A 15,902-nucleotide genomic window follows, 5' to 3' on the forward strand; every position below is an offset into this window, starting at 1 on the left:
GGCGAATGTCGGTGAATATCTATCCCGGCTGGCTTTTGCTTTTCTGGCGTCCCATACGTCCCACTTCTCTAAAACAAGGTGGGACGTCTGAAAGCCCCGCAGATTGGGGCGTTGCCCCACCGTCCTACTTTTCTTTCTCTTTTCTCGTGTATAGAGAGAAATTTAAAAAGCACGCGTGCGCGTGAACACGCGTACCTGTGCCCGCTACGCATACACGGGTGGGAGGCAAAAAAGGTGGGACGGTGGGACAACCCAACAACGACGGGGCCTGCGCCCGTCCCATTGCTGCAAAAGCAGTAGGACGGACGCAGGTCGGTGGGACAGCGTGAGCCAGAGGGATGCCCACGATCAAGCCGCTTCCCCCAGGAGGAAGTGCTCGACCACGATGTGGGCGTCATGCAGGCGTTGGTAGTAAACGTTGCGTGTGCAGCCACTGCGCGTCAGCCGTGCCGCCAAGGGCGCATCAGGCTGGAAGTAATGCACCTGCACCACCGTCATCAGCTCGGGGTCGAGGCGTTTCTTGACGATGCGTTCGATGTCCAGTGAGGCTTCCAGCGGCACCCTGCTCCCGCGCCTGCCGCGCACCAACTGACCGCCGCTTTCCATCATCATCGCAACCATGTTGCCGCCCGAGTAACCGGCGGCCACCTCATCGCTGTGCAGCTCCTGCGCCCATTGTTTGAGGGCCATATCGATTGCCTTAATCATCGAAGCACGGCTCCTCGAACTCGTCCCGTTGCAGTGCAGACGCCCTGCCCCAGTGCTCGGGTTTCTTGTACGCCCATGGCCGCTGACCGCTCTTGTTCAACGCCCCCAGACGGAAGCGTCGCCAGCCGAGCCGATGCAGGATTGCGCCGACACGCATCTGCTCGGGCTTGCCCCAATGCCCTGGATCGAGCTTGAGCGCTTGACTCATCACTTCACTGCCGGTGGTGGTCTCGCCGATCTGCGACTCTTCCAGCCAGGTCAGAATGGGCGTCTCCCATTCGTCCACCACAAAGCGTTCGTCCTGCTCTTCGCTGAACATCGGCGCTTCCTCTCGTGTTACCCACCAAAGGTCGCCGGCCTCGAAGCAGAACACCGCTTCGGCCCATAGCTGGTTGCGGATCTCGCGCAGCAACGGCACGTCGACCTTGGTACAAGCCACCGGCCAATAACGACGGTTGCCGGTGGCGTCCTTGAGGTATTCGTCTTGGTTGGTGGTGCCGACGAAGACACACTGGCGTGGCACGTCCAGGGTTCTGCGGCCGTAGCTCTCGCGGTAGGTGTCGGTCGAGGCCGAGAAGAACTGTTTGGCCTTGGTGCTCTCGGCCTTGTTGAAGCTGTCCAGCTCGCCGAGCTCGACGATCCACTTGCCGCGAATCGCCTGGAAGCCGTCCTTGTCACCGAGGGCAAACGGCGTATCCATGAACCACTCACCGCCGAGCACGCTCATGGCGGTCGACTTACCGGCGCCCTGTACGCCTTCGAGGATCATCACCGAATCCGCCTTACAGCCGGGCTTCATCACCCGCGCCACGGCCGAGATCATCCAGCGTTTGCCGACCTTGGAGGTGTAGTCGGTTTCCTTGACCCCCATCACATCGGTCAGCCAACGCTCCAGGCGCGGCACACGATCCCATTCGAGCTTTTTCAGGTACTCGCGCACCGGGTGAAAGGCGTGGTCGTGCGCAACGACACTCACCGCCTCGATCACGTGCGAGGACTTCACGCGCAGGTTGTACTGCTGCGCGAGCCACTTCATCACCCGCACGTCATCAATGTCGGCCCACTCGCCGGTGCCACCGCCATAGGGCGCTGCACGCAACTTGACGATCTTCGAGCTGAACGCGCAGTAGCTGATCACCCCGGCCCAGCGTTCGTCGTGAGCAAGGATCAGTTCGACGTTCTGCATGTGCGCGATCAGGGCGCCGCTCTCGCTGCGGGCCAGCTGATCTTTCCAGCCACCGGCAGCCGGTGGACGCACAACGGCCAGCACTTGTCGGCGAACTGCGTCGAGCCCTTCGGCGACGTGCAGGTCATTGAAGTCGGTCCACTTCTCGTGACGCTCGACCGCGAAGATCGGCGCAACGACCTGGGCACCAACGATCAGCGCGGCGTTGCTGGCCTTCTCTTCGCCGGGGTTCCAGGCATCACCGTTGGGCTTGGTGGTTTTCCAGTCGTCATCGCGACAGATGATCAGCGGGCAGCCGGCAAACCGTTCACGCATGACCTTGCACACGGCCAATAGGTTGCCCGCATCGAAGGCCACAGCTACGGCAAGCGACGTCGCCATGTGCAGGCTGGCGCCGGTGGCATAACCCTCACAGACCAGCACCGGTTCACCCGGTACCGGGTGCGGACCGAGCAGGTGAAAGGTGCCCTCCTTCGCCATGCCGTAAGGCCAGTAGGATTTGTCGCGGCCGGTGTCTTCCTGTTTGTTCGGGAAGATCACCTGCAGGCCCATGATCTGATCACGAGCGTTCTTCATCGGCACCAGTACCGCACCGGTGCGCGGCGCGTAACGCACGTTGATGCCAACAATCTGCTTGTGGTCCAGGTAGTCGCTGCGGCCTGTGGTCGGCATACGTTCGAACAAACCCTGCGCCCTTTTCGCGGCCCGCCGCGCAGCGTTGTTCGCGATTTCGGCGGCGCGGCGTTTGGCTTCTTCCTGGCGGGCGCGCATCACTTCGCGCTCTTCCGGCGACATGCGACCGGCCTTGACCTTGATCTTCTGCGTCTCGCCCGAACGCCAGTCACCGAAGGCGCCGAATATCAGGATGTCGCCCTTCTCCGTGCGCTGCTCGTGGACCACGTACCAGCCGTTCTTTTCCTTGCCCTTGTCCTGCGATGTCTTGCAGCGGGTCAGCTTACCGAACACCAGCGGCTGCTCTGGCTCCAGACCGTAATCGGCGAATTGGCCCAATACCTCATCGAGCATGCTGAATCCCCCTTTCAGAGAGGGACTGACAGCTGATGCACTGCGAGCAACCCGGCTGAGCCAAACGACGAGCTTCCGGAATCGGATCGTCACAGGCTTCACAGAACAGCAAGGAATGGGCAGCGCTTTCTGCTTTGGCAGCGCTGCGCGCGGCCATGGCCTGATCGATGCGTTCCTGCACCAGATCGTTGGCAAAATCGGCGATGTCAGCCACGGTCAGCACCTCGCGTCGTCTGGTTGACGTAGGTGGCGCGGTTGAACAACCCGAGCAGCCCTTGAATGCCGCGGAACACCTGCAGGCGAATCGCCGCGAGTTCCTGATCAGTCACCACACCGTCGCCGATGCTCTTGGCCCACGTCTCGGCCAGATCGGCGACCTGGCGGAAGTATTCGGCGATACCCGTGGTCAGGGTTTCGGGCATGTCGTTGGTGTAGGTGTCGGCCAGCTCCTGCCAGATCGTGTCACCGACCAACGCATGCACCGCATCGAGAATGCGGCGATCCTTGGTCAGTTCGAGGATCTCGCCGAATTCCTGAATGTTGATGGAGTGGCTCGGATGAGTCGGCGACAGCTTGTGCTGCAGCGTGGTCGGGTTACGACCGGTTGTAGCTGCGATGGCAGCAGCGCCGCCCGGGTAATCGCGAGCGGCGTGGTACAGCGCTAAATCGAGCGGCAGGATTTCCCGCTGCGCCCGTTCCAGAGAACTGAGAGCAATTCGGCTCATGGCATTAATCCTAAAAGTTGCCAGTGCCGCGCGGCAGGGAGTGGTGATACATTTGCCGCGTGGCTTGGTATGGCCCAAACGCCGGGAACCCTTGCAGGGGATGACCGGCACCGTGCCGGGGCGAACAATCCGTTGTTCACCCCTGGCGCAACAGCTGCCAGCTCTGTGGTAAGAACGGCAGCAACACCAAGGCTTCCGAGCCTTGGAAACGCGATGAAGGTCGGCGGCATGTGGTGTGCTCGCCTTCCGACATCGCGACCCGACCGCATTGTGGTGATGCTGTCGGGAGAAACTGGGCGACCCTTGGGGTCGCCTTTTTTCTATGCGGCTTGGGACTTTTCCATTTCCGGAGGAAATACGTCATCAAGACTGCACGGCGCTCCTAAATTATTGAGCGCTCTGACTATGGCTCTGCACTCCGTAAGCCCTGCGATTCGACGCCCTGCCTCGTAGTTGCTTATACGTGCCTGAGTCCACCCAAGAGCTACAACGAGTTCCTTTTGCTTGATCCCAGCTTTCTCTCGATGTTCAGCGATCAGATTCATGATGCTCTCCAATTAGCCGCAGCCATCATAATCACGAATCGTAGATATTTCAACACGTAAAGTGATGATAAGTAATTTCAGAGCGTGGTAAAAAAAGCACATGAACACACTAGGCGAACGCATCAAGCAATACCGCAAAGCCAAGGGCATGAGCCAACAAGCCCTTGCTTTCGCTTGCGGTTGGGAATCTCAGTCTCGGATAGGCAATTACGAGAAAGGGGCTCGTCAGCCCAATCTCCACGACTTGCAAAAGATAGCGACAGCACTGGGAGTGTCTTTTCCAGACTTGGTAGCAGGAAAAAATCGTTCCGACGTTGAGTCTTACTCAGACGCCATTCAAGGTCGGATTCGGTCTGAAGACCGTCTTGTGAGGGACTACGGAAGATCGAAAGACAAAGACCAACCTGTTAGCAGCCTTGTAGGCTGGGCTAAGGATGGAAAAGTGCCTGTGCTATCAAACGCACAGCTTGGGAATGAGGGCCTCTTCGATTCGGTAGAACCGCCACCAGGGCAAGGTGAAGGCTTCCTAAACATACACAGCGATGACCCAGATGCCTATGGCATAAGAGTCATGGGCGATAGCCTGATGCCCCGCATAAAGAATGGCGAGTTCGTGCTTATAGAGCCGAACAAACCCTTCAGTAGCGGTGACGAAGTCATAGTTCGAACGTCCTCCGGCAAAGCGATGATCAAAGAGTTTATTTATCTTCGAGACGGAATGTATCGGTTGGATAGCGTCAATACCGAGCACGAAACTCTTCACATTGCAGAACAAGAGGTGGAGGAAATCCATCTCGTAGGCGGAATATTGAAGTCATCACGCTTCCTACACAGTGCCGCACTATTTTAATCACACTATGTGTTGACACAAGCAAGCACAGTACGTGATATTTGCCTCACTCTTTACCACAGAGCGAGACAATACCTATGCGCACCACCGCAACCTTGCATGTCCATCCGGCATGCGTCAGCAATCGCAAACTGATCGAACAGCTGCAGCTCGCCACGGGCTGTCTGGTCGTCATTCATAACAGCAAACCCAAGCTTGTTGCCAAGTCCTGCCAGCCCTCTCCCATCGATCCGAACGGTGGAGGGCACGCAGCATGATCAAGTACAAGATCGACAACCGCACCCTGCAGTTGCTCAACGCCCAGGTCAACCTGACCGAGACCTTCAACCACATCCTGCGCACAGCACCGAAGCGTGATTGCCTGGCATTCCGTCTCAAGGCTGAGCGCGGCACAGTGGAAAGCACTTTTGTCGTGGAGCTGGGCAGCGAACGCCATACGCTGACCCTGCAAAACGACAAGAAGATGCACCTCAAACTCGCCGACTTCATCGAAGAGATTGCCAACGGTCCGTTCGACGCGAGCAACTCCAGTGACCTGGTGCATCGCCCGCATGCAGATCGTCAATACGGCCGCTTTGAAGTCCTGGACAAGCAGCGCGTGTTCGAACTGGTGCACACCGGCGGTGTGCTGAGTCTCGACATGGGTTTCGAGCTTCCCCTGCATGTGGCGCTGCATCGCACCCATTCACGCCGGGGCGTCACCGCCATCTTGAGCATCGGCAACAAGAGCCCCGATACGCGTTGCTTCACCCTGTACGACCCCGATGCCGAGATCTACGCAAAGCTCATTGAGTCCATCAGCCACCTTGCTGCAGCGGCCACTCCTGCTGCGCATGCTGCTTGAGGAACCGTTTATGGAACGCACCCTCGCCCAAGCAGCCGCTCAACTCGGCCTCACTCGCCCCAAACTGATCGCACTCATGCGGGAAAAAGGTTTGCTCAAGGGAAACCTGCCGGCGCACCCGAAGCGCGACAAAGCGTACCTGCGGGTCAAGGACAGTCCCTGGTATGACGAGAAACACGGAATGCAGTACAGCCAGTCGACTCGGGTGAAGCAGGCCGGCATCCGCTGGCTGGCCGAGCAGTTGGACATCGATCTTCCTGCCATCCCGGCAGATCACCGTGACGTGGCCTAGGGAGTACGCCCGCCAGATCGTTGCCATGCGCACACGCGAGGAGCGCAACGCCGCGCTCCTCGAAGTGCCCGAACATCTGCGCGAGCTGACCAGACGCCACTGCCTGAACGCCTGGAACCACCCGGCACGACAACAACGCAAGGAGGCTCGACAAGGCCATGAGTAACGCTGCACAGAATCCGCTTCGCCTGCATCCGGCACCCGAATCGGCCACCGTCGAACTGCTCTATCGCATCTTCGGCGACGTCCTGATTCCGCTGGAAAAAGTCCGCGAGCAGTACTTTCGCAATCTCAACGAGCAGTCGTTTGTGACGGAGATCAACAGCGGCCGGATCCTGCTTCCGATCACAACGCTGGATACCAGCCGCAAGGCGCTGAAGTACGCGCACATCCGCCACGTCGCCTCACTGATCGACATCCGCGCCTACAAAGCGGATGAAGACATGCAGCGACAGCACGACGGCCAACGCCCTGCTGCCCCCACACAACTGACGGCTGTCACCACTAGCCAACGACAATCCCAGGAGCACACCACATGATGACCCCAATACAAATCGGTGCACTCGTCACCCTGATAGTTCTGGCCGCCCTGCTGCTCTGGGGCGGCTACATCATGGGCCGCAGCGATGGTCTGGAGACCGGCCTGCGCGAAGGTGAAGACATCCAGCGCGCCGCAAGCGCCAAAACCATCCGCGAGCCCCAGGCCTCCCTGCAGTTCATCCGGGCCGATCACACGCGCTTGGCACACACCTGCAAACGATTTGAAGCAGGTCCACTCTTCGGCCCGGCCGAGCACCAGACGCTGGTCGATATCGGCGAGCTGCTGCGAATCGCCGCTGAGACCTTCAGCGCCTTTCGTACCGGCAAGAAGCTTGAGCGTGATGCCCGCTCCCTGCGCGAACAGGTGCTTGCGATGGCTGCGCAGCTGCAACCAGGAATTCAGGACAACAAGGTCGGACAACCCCTCTCCGGCGCCGCGCAAGTCACTGTGGAGGCTGCGTGAATGAGTTGGCTCTTTTCGCAGGCGCTGGTGGCGGAATCCTCGGTGGCCATCTCCTCGGCTGGTGCACCGTCTGCGCCGTTGTGCGTGATGTCTACGCTGCCCAGATTCTGGCGCAACGACAAACCGATGGACTGCTCTCGCTTTTCCCGATTTGGTCTGACGTGCGCAGTTTTGATAGACGACCATGGCGAGGCCTTGCTGACGTGGCTTCGGGAGGATTTCCTTGTCAGGACATCTCGGTTGCAGGCAACGGCCTCGGTATCCCCGGCACCCGCTCCGGACTGTGGCGGCAGATGGCACGAATTACCGATGAGGCACGACCGCGCTACGTCGAACTGGAGAACTCACCATTGCTTGTGGGAAGAGGACTTGCCGTGGTGCTCGGTGACCTTGCCGAAATGGGGTATGACGCGCGATGGGGTGTTATCGGGGCCGCTGACCTCGGTGCCCCTCATCAACGGGACCGTATCTGGCTCATCGCAGAAGACACGCGTCAGACGGTGGCCAACACCGGTGGCGAGCATGGCAAAGGGATCCTGCCCAGCCGCATTGACTCGCCGCTCCGGGGCCGACCGCTCGACCGATCACCTGGATCACGCCGTGATGGCACTGGATGGTGGTCATCTGAACCCGGAATGGGCCGAGTGGCCGATGGGGTGGCCCACCGGGTGGACCGGCTTAAGGACATTGGCAACGGACAGGTTCCAGTCGTGGCGGCAACAGCATTCGAAATTATCACGCCATTAAAAATGTGTGAGGTTACATGAAAACTATATTTCTGCTTATGGCCCAATACAATGGGCAAACAATAATTTCACTTAATCAAGTGTGCGAAGACTATTTCACACACCTAACTACCGATATGTTTCAACGCAAAGTAATGGCCGGTCAAATTCGAATTCCCATCACCAGGCTTGAGTCTAGCCAAAAAAGTGCCAAAGGAGTCCACATAACCGATTTGGCAGCTTATTTAGACACGCAGCGGGAGGCTGCAGTAAAAGAATCTAACCAGCTCAACAGATACCGTCGAGCCAGTTAACTCAGTTCTTACCCCAGGCGCCCAGCTTCACGGGCGCCTGAATTATCAGTTCTAACCACGGCCACTCAGCATAATGATCACCTCGCCCACGCAAATGAGTATATCTGCGCAATGAGTTCCAGTCCCTGTGACCAGAAACACTAGCCACTCGCGGGATATCCCAGTCCATTTCAAATAACCGGCTCACGCCGTCGTGCCGCAGATCGTGAAAGTGCAGATCTTCAATCATCAGAAACTTGCACGCCTTCGCCCAGGCCGTAGAGATCGACGACGAATTGTAAGGGAAAATTTCCTCTCGCTCTTTTGGCATACTTTGCAGAATTCTCCAGGCTTCGTCGGGTAGGTGGCACCAAACATCATTGCCAATTTTCTGCCCCGGGTTCTTCATATCTCTCACCAGCACCCGCTGATTAGACTCATCGACGTCTTCCCATAGAATTCGGCTTATCTCATCCTGCCGACGCGTGGAAAAAATCGCGAAGCCAATCACCTTCAACATGTTGATCGAACTAGGCCGCCGCTGCTGCATGCTGACGAAGTGCTCCAAAAGTTTATCCAGCTCGTCCTTGGCTGGACGGCGATCGCGCTCCCGGCTCTTCATGTTGTATCCGAGCTTCCTCAACACCTTCCGAGCGTCCGACATCGCGTGAGGGTCTACCTCATACCCCCAAGCGGGACGCGCAATCGAAAGGACAGCCCCAAGGTGCGCCAGATCGTTGCCAGCCGTCTGCGGCTGGACGCCGCCGCCCTCTTTACTCATTCGCCAGAGTGCAAAATCCACCAATCGTTGACTGTTGATAGCCGAATCAACGGTCCGGCCAAACTCCGTCGCCGCGATAGCATTTAGGGTGGCTTCCTTGGTTTTACCCAACGGTCGGACCTTCTCCATTTCATCCAAGTACTGCTTAATCATGTCCTGTACGGTGACGCCCTTGCGGTTCGCCCGCTCAATCGCACCAGGCTGATCTAGCTCTGCCTCACGCCGCCGAACCCAAGCTTGTGCCGCCTGTTTCCGGGCGAAGGTCTGGCTCTCTTGGTAGACTTGCGCTCCATCGCGAAACAGGCGTATCTGTGCCGTGTAACTGACTGAGCCATCGGTGCGTTTTCGTGCTCTGATCGTTGCCATAGTCGACTGGTACAATTCTGAAAGTGATTGGTACATTGTACCAGCGCCATCGAAAAAACGCCTGAAAACGCCTACAAACACGCAATAAATACGTTGAGCAAAATGGCACCAAATACCCAATCCAGCCCAGTAAAATCAAGCCCTGCGCTATCTCGGCGGTTTTCCGTTGCGCCCATGATGGATTGGACTGACCGCCACTGCCGGTACTTCCTACGCATCCTGTCGAAAAACGCCCTGCTCTACACCGAAATGGTCACCACCGGCGCTCTGCTCAACGGCGATCACGAGCGTTTCCTCCGTCACAACGAAGCCGAGCACCCGCTAGCGTTGCAGTTGGGCGGTAGTGTTCCGCTGGACCTAGCCGCTTGCGCACGCATGGCGCAGGAGCACGGTTACGACGAGGTGAATCTGAACGTTGGCTGCCCGAGTGATCGGGTGCAGAACAATATGATCGGGGCGTGCCTGATGGGGCATCCGCAGTTGGTGGCGGATTGTGTGAAGGCGATGCGTGATGCGGTGTCGATTCCGGTGACGGTGAAGCATCGGATCGGGATCAATGGGCGGGACAGTTATGAGCAGCTGTGCGATTTCGTCGGCACGGTGCGGGATGCCGGGTGCACCAGTTTTACGGTGCATGCGCGGATTGCGATTCTGGAGGGGTTGTCGCCGAAGGAGAACCGAGACATTCCGCCGTTGCGTTATGACGTGGCGGCGCGGTTGAAGGCGGATTTTCCGGAGCTGGAGTTGATTCTGAACGGCGGGATCAAGACGATGGAGGCCTGCCATGAGCATTTGCAGACCTTTGACGGGGTGATGCTGGGGCGCGAGGCGTATCACAATCCTTATCTGCTGGCCGAGGTGGATCAGCAGTTGTTCGGCAGCAGCGCGCCGGTGATCAGCCGGGCCGAGGCGCTGGCGCAGTTGCGGCCTTATATAGCCGAGCATTTGCTGGCCGGCGGCGCGATGCATCACATCACCCGGCATGTGCTGGGCCTGGGCACCGGTTTCCCGGGGGCGCGCAAGTTTCGTCAGTTGTTGTCGGTGGATATCCACAAAGCCAAGGATCCGCTGGCATTGCTGGATCAGGCGGCGGAGTTGCTGGCGGGTCGTTGATCGACGCGTTGACCGTGCGGGCAACGAATGAGCGTTGCCCGGTGTTTTGCTGTACTGACAGGATGTCTTTTGGTTATGCCCGCGTTCAGCTTTGTTTTATTCAAGCGTTTCCCCCTCCTCGCTTTACTCTCGACTTTCTCTGCAAGCGCCTATGCATCCTGTGATTTTTTGAAGGGCTGCGGTGAGGGGGGAGATGGCCCTTTTCAATCTACCCAGATGTCTGATTTTCTGGTTTTCACGACGACGATGGTCACAGTCGACGGGATGTCGGACATTTCCGGACTGAAAAAACGTGTGTATTCGGTAGAGGAAATAGAAGCGGCACGTTATTTCCTCGCCAGTGACGGCATGCTGCAAGCCGCGTATTTCACCTCGGCGTTGCAGCGGTTTCGTCAGGATTCGCCCGACTCTGAATTGAATGACCTCGCCGTCGCTGCGCTGCTCAGCAGTCAGTAATCAGTAATCAGCTTGCCGCCGCAGCCGTCCAGTTGACCCAACCAAATTGCCAGGTAGCAAGGATCAGCAAGCCAAAGGCGATGCGGTACCAGGCGAAAGTGGCGTAGCTGTGGTTTGCAATGAACTTCAGCAGGCCGCGCACGGCGATCATTGCGAAGATGAACGCTACGACGAAGCCCAGGGCGAAGACTGGCAGGTCGCTGCTCTGGAACAGTTCGCGGTACTTGTAGCCGGAATACACCGCGGCACCGACCATGGTCGGCATTGCCAGGAAGAACGAGAACTCCGTGGCGGCCTTGCGTGACAGGCCGAACAGCAAACCGCCGATGATGGTGGAACCGGAGCGCGACGTGCCCGGAATCATCGCCAGGCATTGCACGCAACCGATCTTCAGCGCGTCGGCCCACTTCATGTCGTCCACATGGTCGACACTCACTACATGATCGCGCTGCTCGGCCCACAACATCACGATGCCGCCCACGACCAATGCAACGGCAACGGTGATCGGGTTGAACAGGTATTCATGAATCGTGTCGGCGAATAACACGCCGAGAATGACCGCCGGGAAAAAAGCGATCAGCAGATTGCGGGTAAAACGCTGTGCGTTGCTCTGGGTCGGCAGGCCTTTGACGATCTCGAAGATCTTCGGGCGAAACTCCCAGACCACGGCCAGAATGGCGCCCAGTTGAATGATGATATTGAACGCCATGGCGCGTTCGCCGCCGAACTCCAGCAAGTCGGCAACAATAATCTGGTGGCCCGTACTGGAAATGGGCAGGAACTCGGTCAGGCCTTCTACCGCCCCAAGAATCAGTACCTTGAACAAGGTCAGTAAATCCATTAATCCTCCGTCGGCACGCTATTTGAGGGCGCGCCGTTAAGTGCATTCAGGCATTGAGTATCTGAAGTAAAACAATTGGCAGATGCACACCCATTGCCCGACTCGGGGACGGAGAATATGTCTTATCAAAAGCCACACTCAAGGCATGTTAATAAACGTCCGTGTGTGAACTTGTCAGTGTTATAGCTAAAAATCACATCGCCCCTTAAAATGTGATCCACCTCACACTCCCTGTACTGGCGTGCAAATCAGTAGTGGCCAAGGGACATAAAAACAGGTCGCCACAATTACAAAATAGTGGCACCATTGCACATTGCCACCATCTAACGAGCCCTCTTTCGTTAGTTCAGAGCCCCGAAAAAAGCAACTAAAAGCTTGAAAAGCTTAATTATTGTTAGAAAACTCGGGAGCCACGTCTAAAATCCGCGCAAATGTTACCAATTGTCAGTCACAGATGAGAACCGGTGCTTTAACATCCCGATGTCAGCACCTTTTCGAGTCAATGCATGATGCTCACAGGTAACTTAGCGACTAGAAGCCCGCGCCGCACAAGCGACGAACCAGGTGTTCTCACTCTGGGTCGTACCCGTGGCGTGGCTGAACACTTTAGCGCGCTAATCGCGAAGCATGTGCAGTCTGATATGGCCATTGAGGCCGACTCTTACGCTAGTTCATATCAGCAAAATGAATATCACGGCTTGTATCGGGCCATATTCATTGTCATCGACAGCCCTCAGGCTCTTGAAGACAACCTGGCACGGGTGGAAAGCCTGCGCAGTGACAACTTGAAGCCGATCATTTGTGCGGTGATCACCGGGCGCGGCGCGTTCAACAAGATCAAGTATTTCCTGGCCGGTGCCGACTTCTGTATCAAACTCAATACCTTATCCGATGAAAGCGGCGAACTGCTGGGCGAGTTCTTCAACAGTGAAGAATGGCAGCGTGATATCAGCCTGGTGCTGGATCCCACCCGCATCTGCCTCTCGGACACCAGCAAGAAACTCGATATCTCCTTTGCCGAAATGAAGATCCTGCAAGCCTTTGCGCAGACCGGCAATCACATTCTCAGCCATGATGAAATCGCCAGCATCATGGGGCTCAACACCCATTTCTACGATCCTCGGGCGCTGGAAAAATCCATCAGCCGCTTGCGTGGGAAAATCAAGGACGTGTACGGTACGAACGCCATACAGAGCATTCGCGGGTATGGCTATCGTCTGATGAGGGGGTTGATCTCGACCGCCTGATTCAGGGAATCACTCTTTTGCAGCTTACGAGGGAACGTCTGATGCAACGCGCTAAAAATCCGATGTCTCACTGTTTTAACTGCGTCACATATCTAATAAAAAGCTGTCAATTGCATGAGCGCTGCAACACTTAAACATAACAATAAACCATTACTCTAAAAGCAGACCGAGTGGAACTTATCGAGGGCCATCATTGGGCCCAGACCCTGCCTGTCGATTATTTCCGAGGAAAACATTGCTCGCCTGCCCATTATTTTTTTCGCCAAATTTGGTGTGTACTTTAGGAGAGAGACATGGAAACCAGCACAACCCTCCCAAGAAAATACTTTGTTGTCGTGACTAATAGCTCGGCGTCGCAACGTGAACTTGAGAACATCCTCTCCAGCGAACGTTTCAATTCGTTTGGCACGTCCCAGGCACAAATGTTTATTGAAGGTGTTGCTTCGCCCTCTTCCACTCCGATGCTGATGGAGTTCACTTACCCACGCGGCACAAGGAAGCATGTCGCACGCAGCATCGAACATGATACCCAGCGCATATTGGCCACTCTCGAATCGGAATGGCTGGCCGCACAATCGGCGCATTCGTTCCACAGTTCCACGGCCATGTCCGAAGACCCCTCCGACACTTCCCGAACGATCGAGTCCGACGCGCCCTGCACTGAAGCCTGGCATCTGGACAATGATCAGGGTGCATTGACGAAAGAGGGTGTCGAAATCAGTCTCACCGGGCTCGAAACCGCACTGGTCCGCAAAATGCTCCACCACGAAGAGCGTGTTGTCAGTCGGGACGATCTGATCCTCAGCATCGGCCGCGAGCCGGAGCAATACCGGGGACTGGAAATGTGCCTGAGCCGTCTTCAAGACAAATTCAAGAACGCCAGCAACGGTGAACGATTGTTTCGTGCCGTACGCAATCGCGGTTATTGCCTGATCCAGGAAGTTGTTGCCTAAACAACATTCCCCCACTACAAGACGAACAGATACAAGTGCGATTACAAAAATAAAAAAGCACTCTGTTTGGTTTCACCCCTCCCTGGTTATACCCGCCTCCTGACCCCACCTACGATAGCAAACACAAGATTGATTATTCACCCCCTGCCTTTCGACCTTTTCTAACGTTTGAATATTGGAAATTTAAATAAGTTGGCACTGTGCCATCTTGTTAGAACTCGTCAGACAGCATCCCCGGCAATAACTTAGTCTATTGACTGACGACAGTTCCGCATACCGGCGTTGTTACCTCAGGACACTGGCTCGAACAACAATAACAAGTCTGCTTAACAACTCGGTTTTCTACTGTCGAAACCTGAATGGACGTCTTTTGGGGATATCGTATGGATCTTTCTCTTCGTATCAATCGAAACACCGGCCTCAAGGGACTGACCTTTTGGGGCCAATGGGCGCTGGCACAGACTTTCATTGTTTCACTGTTGTTCATACTCGCCGAACAGCACACCGGCACCGTCGAGTTCTACTATCGGATGTGTACGATTCTGGCGGTACTGGCCTCGGTGCCGGCTTATACCTTCAGCGGCGCGTATCGAAAGCGAGACAATTACCTGACCGGGCTGGGCCGACTGTTCGTGGGCTGGTTCATGACCATGGCCGGTCTGGCGTTCATCGCTTTCATCTGCAAGGCCGATGCGCTGTTTTCCCGCCAGGTCATCCTTGAGTGGGCGGTGTACGGTTTCCTCGGTCAGGCGCTGCTGTACGCACCGCTGCATGCGTTCTCGAAGTTCTACCAGCGTTCGCGCAAAAGCGAACACAAGACCCTGATCGTCGGCACCGGCGAACTGGCTCTGGGCCTGGCGAAGAAGTTGAGCCAGCACGAAAACCTGCCGCTGGTAGGCTTGGTCAGCAACGGCGACAAGCCTTCACTGGAAGCGGACGCCCCGCGCGTCGTCGGCGCTCAGGAGGAATTGCTCGAGCTGATCCAGACCCACGACATCCGCCGCTTGTACATCACCCTGCCGCTGTCGGAAGCCGCCAACATCGAAGCCATGTACGTCGATCTGCTGGATGCCAACGTTGACGTGGTCTGGGTGCCGGACCTGAACAGCCTGACGCTGCTCAACCACTCGGTGAAAGTCGTGGACGGTCTGCCGGCGATCTACCTCAACGAAAGCCCGCTGACCAGCCGCCCGACCGCTGCGCTGAGCAAAAGCCTGGTGGAAAAAGCCGTCGCCCTGCTGGCGATCATCCTGTTGAGCCCGGTGCTGCTGGCCGTGGCGCTGGCGGTGAAGCTCACCTCGCCGGGCCCGGTGTTTTTCAAGCAGGATCGACATGGCTGGAACGGCAAGGTGATCAAGGTCTGGAAATTCCGCTCGATGCGTGTGCACGATGACCGTGACGTCAAGCAGGCCAGCCGCAACGATTCGCGCATCACTCCAGTCGGTCGCTTCATCCGTCGCACTTCGCTGGACGAGCTGCCGCAACTGTTCAACGTGCTGCAAGGGCACATGGCACTGGTCGGCCCGCGTCCGCACGCCGTGGCGCACAACAACTACTACTCGGGCAAGATCCTCGCCTACATGGCCCGTCACCGAATCAAACCGGGCATCACTGGCCTGGCGCAGATCAGCGGTTGCCGGGGCGAGACAGACACCCTCGACAAGATGGAAAAGCGCGTCGAGATCGACCTGAAGTACATCAACAACTGGTCGCTGTGGCTGGATGTGAAGATCCTGGTGAAGACGCCGTTCACCCTGCTGTCGAAGGATATTTACTGAGACGCAGGGCTTGAGAGAGCAACACCGCAAGGGGACGAAAGTCCCCTTTTTTGTGGGCGGGATTTGGGGGGTGGTCGGGGCTCTGAAGCCGAGGAGTGACAGATGCTTTGATGTTGGCTGTACTAGCGCCATCGCGAGCAGGCTCGCTCCCACAAGGATGATGAGCGGAT

Annotated in this window: 21 protein-coding genes; 14 read left to right on the top strand and 7 right to left on the bottom strand. The window is 57.0% G+C overall.

Annotated elements, in window-relative coordinates; genetic code table 11:
- Positions 1–348 precede the first annotated feature (348 nt).
- The 5 genes from LOY31_RS19595 to LOY31_RS19615 form a co-directional block, all read right to left on the bottom strand.
- Complete coding sequence (locus LOY31_RS19595; protein WP_134023329.1) at positions 349–708, bottom strand: hypothetical protein; 360 nt, start codon at positions 706–708, stop codon at positions 349–351.
- On the bottom strand, positions 701–2,920 hold the full coding sequence (locus LOY31_RS19600) for a VapE domain-containing protein (RefSeq protein ID WP_258712089.1): 2,220 nt from the start codon (positions 2,918–2,920) through the stop codon (positions 701–703). The genes LOY31_RS19595 and LOY31_RS19600 overlap by 8 nt, the downstream gene beginning before the upstream one ends.
- Positions 2,910–3,134, bottom strand: coding sequence for a TraR/DksA family transcriptional regulator (locus LOY31_RS19605; protein ID WP_008080171.1), 225 nt, complete (start codon positions 3,132–3,134; stop codon positions 2,910–2,912). The genes LOY31_RS19600 and LOY31_RS19605 overlap by 11 nt, the downstream gene beginning before the upstream one ends.
- Positions 3,127–3,645, bottom strand: coding sequence for a phage regulatory CII family protein (locus tag LOY31_RS19610; protein WP_009049401.1), 519 nt, complete (start codon positions 3,643–3,645; stop codon positions 3,127–3,129). The genes LOY31_RS19605 and LOY31_RS19610 overlap by 8 nt, the downstream gene beginning before the upstream one ends.
- A gap of 320 nt (positions 3,646–3,965) precedes the next feature.
- On the bottom strand, positions 3,966–4,190 hold the full coding sequence (locus tag LOY31_RS19615) for a helix-turn-helix transcriptional regulator (protein ID WP_258712090.1): 225 nt from the start codon (positions 4,188–4,190) through the stop codon (positions 3,966–3,968).
- A gap of 100 nt (positions 4,191–4,290) precedes the next feature.
- On the opposite strand from LOY31_RS19615, the gene LOY31_RS19620 reads away from it, so the two are divergent.
- The 9 genes from LOY31_RS19620 to LOY31_RS19660 all read left to right on the top strand — a co-directional run bounded on the left by LOY31_RS19620 (position 4,291) and on the right by LOY31_RS19660 (position 8,218).
- Positions 4,291–5,040: a LexA family transcriptional regulator gene (locus tag LOY31_RS19620; RefSeq protein ID WP_258712091.1), complete on the top strand. Its 750-nt coding sequence runs from the start codon at positions 4,291–4,293 to the stop codon at positions 5,038–5,040.
- Positions 5,041–5,117: 77 nt separating this feature from the next.
- Positions 5,118–5,297: a hypothetical protein gene (locus LOY31_RS19625; RefSeq protein WP_134827538.1), complete on the top strand. Its 180-nt coding sequence runs from the start codon at positions 5,118–5,120 to the stop codon at positions 5,295–5,297.
- Positions 5,294–5,884, top strand: a complete 591-nt coding sequence (locus tag LOY31_RS19630; protein WP_258712092.1) for a hypothetical protein — start codon at positions 5,294–5,296, stop codon at positions 5,882–5,884. Before LOY31_RS19625 ends, LOY31_RS19630 begins: the two co-directional genes overlap by 4 nt.
- A 10-nt stretch (positions 5,885–5,894) precedes the next feature.
- Entirely contained in the window at positions 5,895–6,176 is a 282-nt protein-coding gene (locus LOY31_RS19635; RefSeq protein WP_258712093.1) for a phage antirepressor KilAC domain-containing protein, read from the top strand.
- Positions 6,163–6,342: a hypothetical protein gene (locus LOY31_RS19640; RefSeq protein WP_122707920.1), complete on the top strand. Its 180-nt coding sequence runs from the start codon at positions 6,163–6,165 to the stop codon at positions 6,340–6,342. Before LOY31_RS19635 ends, LOY31_RS19640 begins: the two co-directional genes overlap by 14 nt.
- Positions 6,335–6,715, top strand: a complete 381-nt coding sequence (locus tag LOY31_RS19645) for a pyocin activator PrtN family protein (protein WP_258712094.1) — start codon at positions 6,335–6,337, stop codon at positions 6,713–6,715. The genes LOY31_RS19640 and LOY31_RS19645 overlap by 8 nt, the downstream gene beginning before the upstream one ends.
- The gene (locus LOY31_RS19650; RefSeq protein ID WP_258712095.1) at positions 6,712–7,179 is read left to right on the top strand and encodes a hypothetical protein; all 468 of its coding nucleotides are present in this window, start codon (positions 6,712–6,714) and stop codon (positions 7,177–7,179) included. The genes LOY31_RS19645 and LOY31_RS19650 overlap by 4 nt, the downstream gene beginning before the upstream one ends.
- Positions 7,176–7,946: a DNA cytosine methyltransferase gene (locus tag LOY31_RS19655; RefSeq protein WP_258712096.1), complete on the top strand. Its 771-nt coding sequence runs from the start codon at positions 7,176–7,178 to the stop codon at positions 7,944–7,946. Before LOY31_RS19650 ends, LOY31_RS19655 begins: the two co-directional genes overlap by 4 nt.
- Positions 7,943–8,218, top strand: coding sequence for a pyocin activator PrtN family protein (locus tag LOY31_RS19660; protein WP_258712097.1), 276 nt, complete (start codon positions 7,943–7,945; stop codon positions 8,216–8,218). Before LOY31_RS19655 ends, LOY31_RS19660 begins: the two co-directional genes overlap by 4 nt.
- Position 8,219: 1 nt before the next feature.
- Here LOY31_RS19660 and LOY31_RS19665 read toward each other — a convergent pair whose 3' ends face one another.
- Positions 8,220–9,344, bottom strand: a complete 1,125-nt coding sequence (locus LOY31_RS19665; RefSeq protein WP_258713622.1) for a site-specific integrase — start codon at positions 9,342–9,344, stop codon at positions 8,220–8,222.
- Between the two features lie 102 nt (positions 9,345–9,446).
- Here LOY31_RS19665 and dusA point away from each other — a divergent pair, with 102 nt between their 5' ends.
- The gene (gene dusA, locus LOY31_RS19670) at positions 9,447–10,457 is read left to right on the top strand and encodes a tRNA dihydrouridine(20/20a) synthase DusA (RefSeq protein ID WP_258712098.1); all 1,011 of its coding nucleotides are present in this window, start codon (positions 9,447–9,449) and stop codon (positions 10,455–10,457) included.
- 75 nt (positions 10,458–10,532) lie between these two features.
- Positions 10,533–10,913: a DUF2388 domain-containing protein gene (locus LOY31_RS19675; RefSeq protein ID WP_258712099.1), complete on the top strand. Its 381-nt coding sequence runs from the start codon at positions 10,533–10,535 to the stop codon at positions 10,911–10,913.
- Between the two features lie 7 nt (positions 10,914–10,920).
- Here the strand turns inward: LOY31_RS19675 and LOY31_RS19680 are convergent, their stop codons facing one another.
- Positions 10,921–11,754, bottom strand: a complete 834-nt coding sequence (locus LOY31_RS19680; RefSeq protein ID WP_103386753.1) for an undecaprenyl-diphosphate phosphatase — start codon at positions 11,752–11,754, stop codon at positions 10,921–10,923.
- Between the two features lie 506 nt (positions 11,755–12,260).
- On the opposite strand from LOY31_RS19680, the gene LOY31_RS19685 reads away from it, so the two are divergent.
- The 3 genes from LOY31_RS19685 to LOY31_RS19695 all read left to right on the top strand — a co-directional run bounded on the left by LOY31_RS19685 (position 12,261) and on the right by LOY31_RS19695 (position 15,732).
- Positions 12,261–13,001: a winged helix-turn-helix domain-containing protein gene (locus tag LOY31_RS19685; protein WP_258712100.1), complete on the top strand. Its 741-nt coding sequence runs from the start codon at positions 12,261–12,263 to the stop codon at positions 12,999–13,001.
- Between the two features lie 293 nt (positions 13,002–13,294).
- The gene (locus tag LOY31_RS19690) at positions 13,295–13,954 is read left to right on the top strand and encodes a helix-turn-helix domain-containing protein (RefSeq protein ID WP_221533890.1); all 660 of its coding nucleotides are present in this window, start codon (positions 13,295–13,297) and stop codon (positions 13,952–13,954) included.
- 383 nt (positions 13,955–14,337) lie between these two features.
- On the top strand, positions 14,338–15,732 hold the full coding sequence (locus LOY31_RS19695) for an undecaprenyl-phosphate glucose phosphotransferase (RefSeq protein ID WP_258712101.1): 1,395 nt from the start codon (positions 14,338–14,340) through the stop codon (positions 15,730–15,732).
- The last annotated feature ends 170 nt before the right edge of the window (positions 15,733–15,902 follow it).

Origin of the sequence: Pseudomonas sp. B21-021 (assembly GCF_024749205.1) — a bacterium.
In the GTDB taxonomy this organism is placed as follows: Bacteria; Pseudomonadota; Gammaproteobacteria; order Pseudomonadales; family Pseudomonadaceae; genus Aquipseudomonas; species Aquipseudomonas paraglycinae.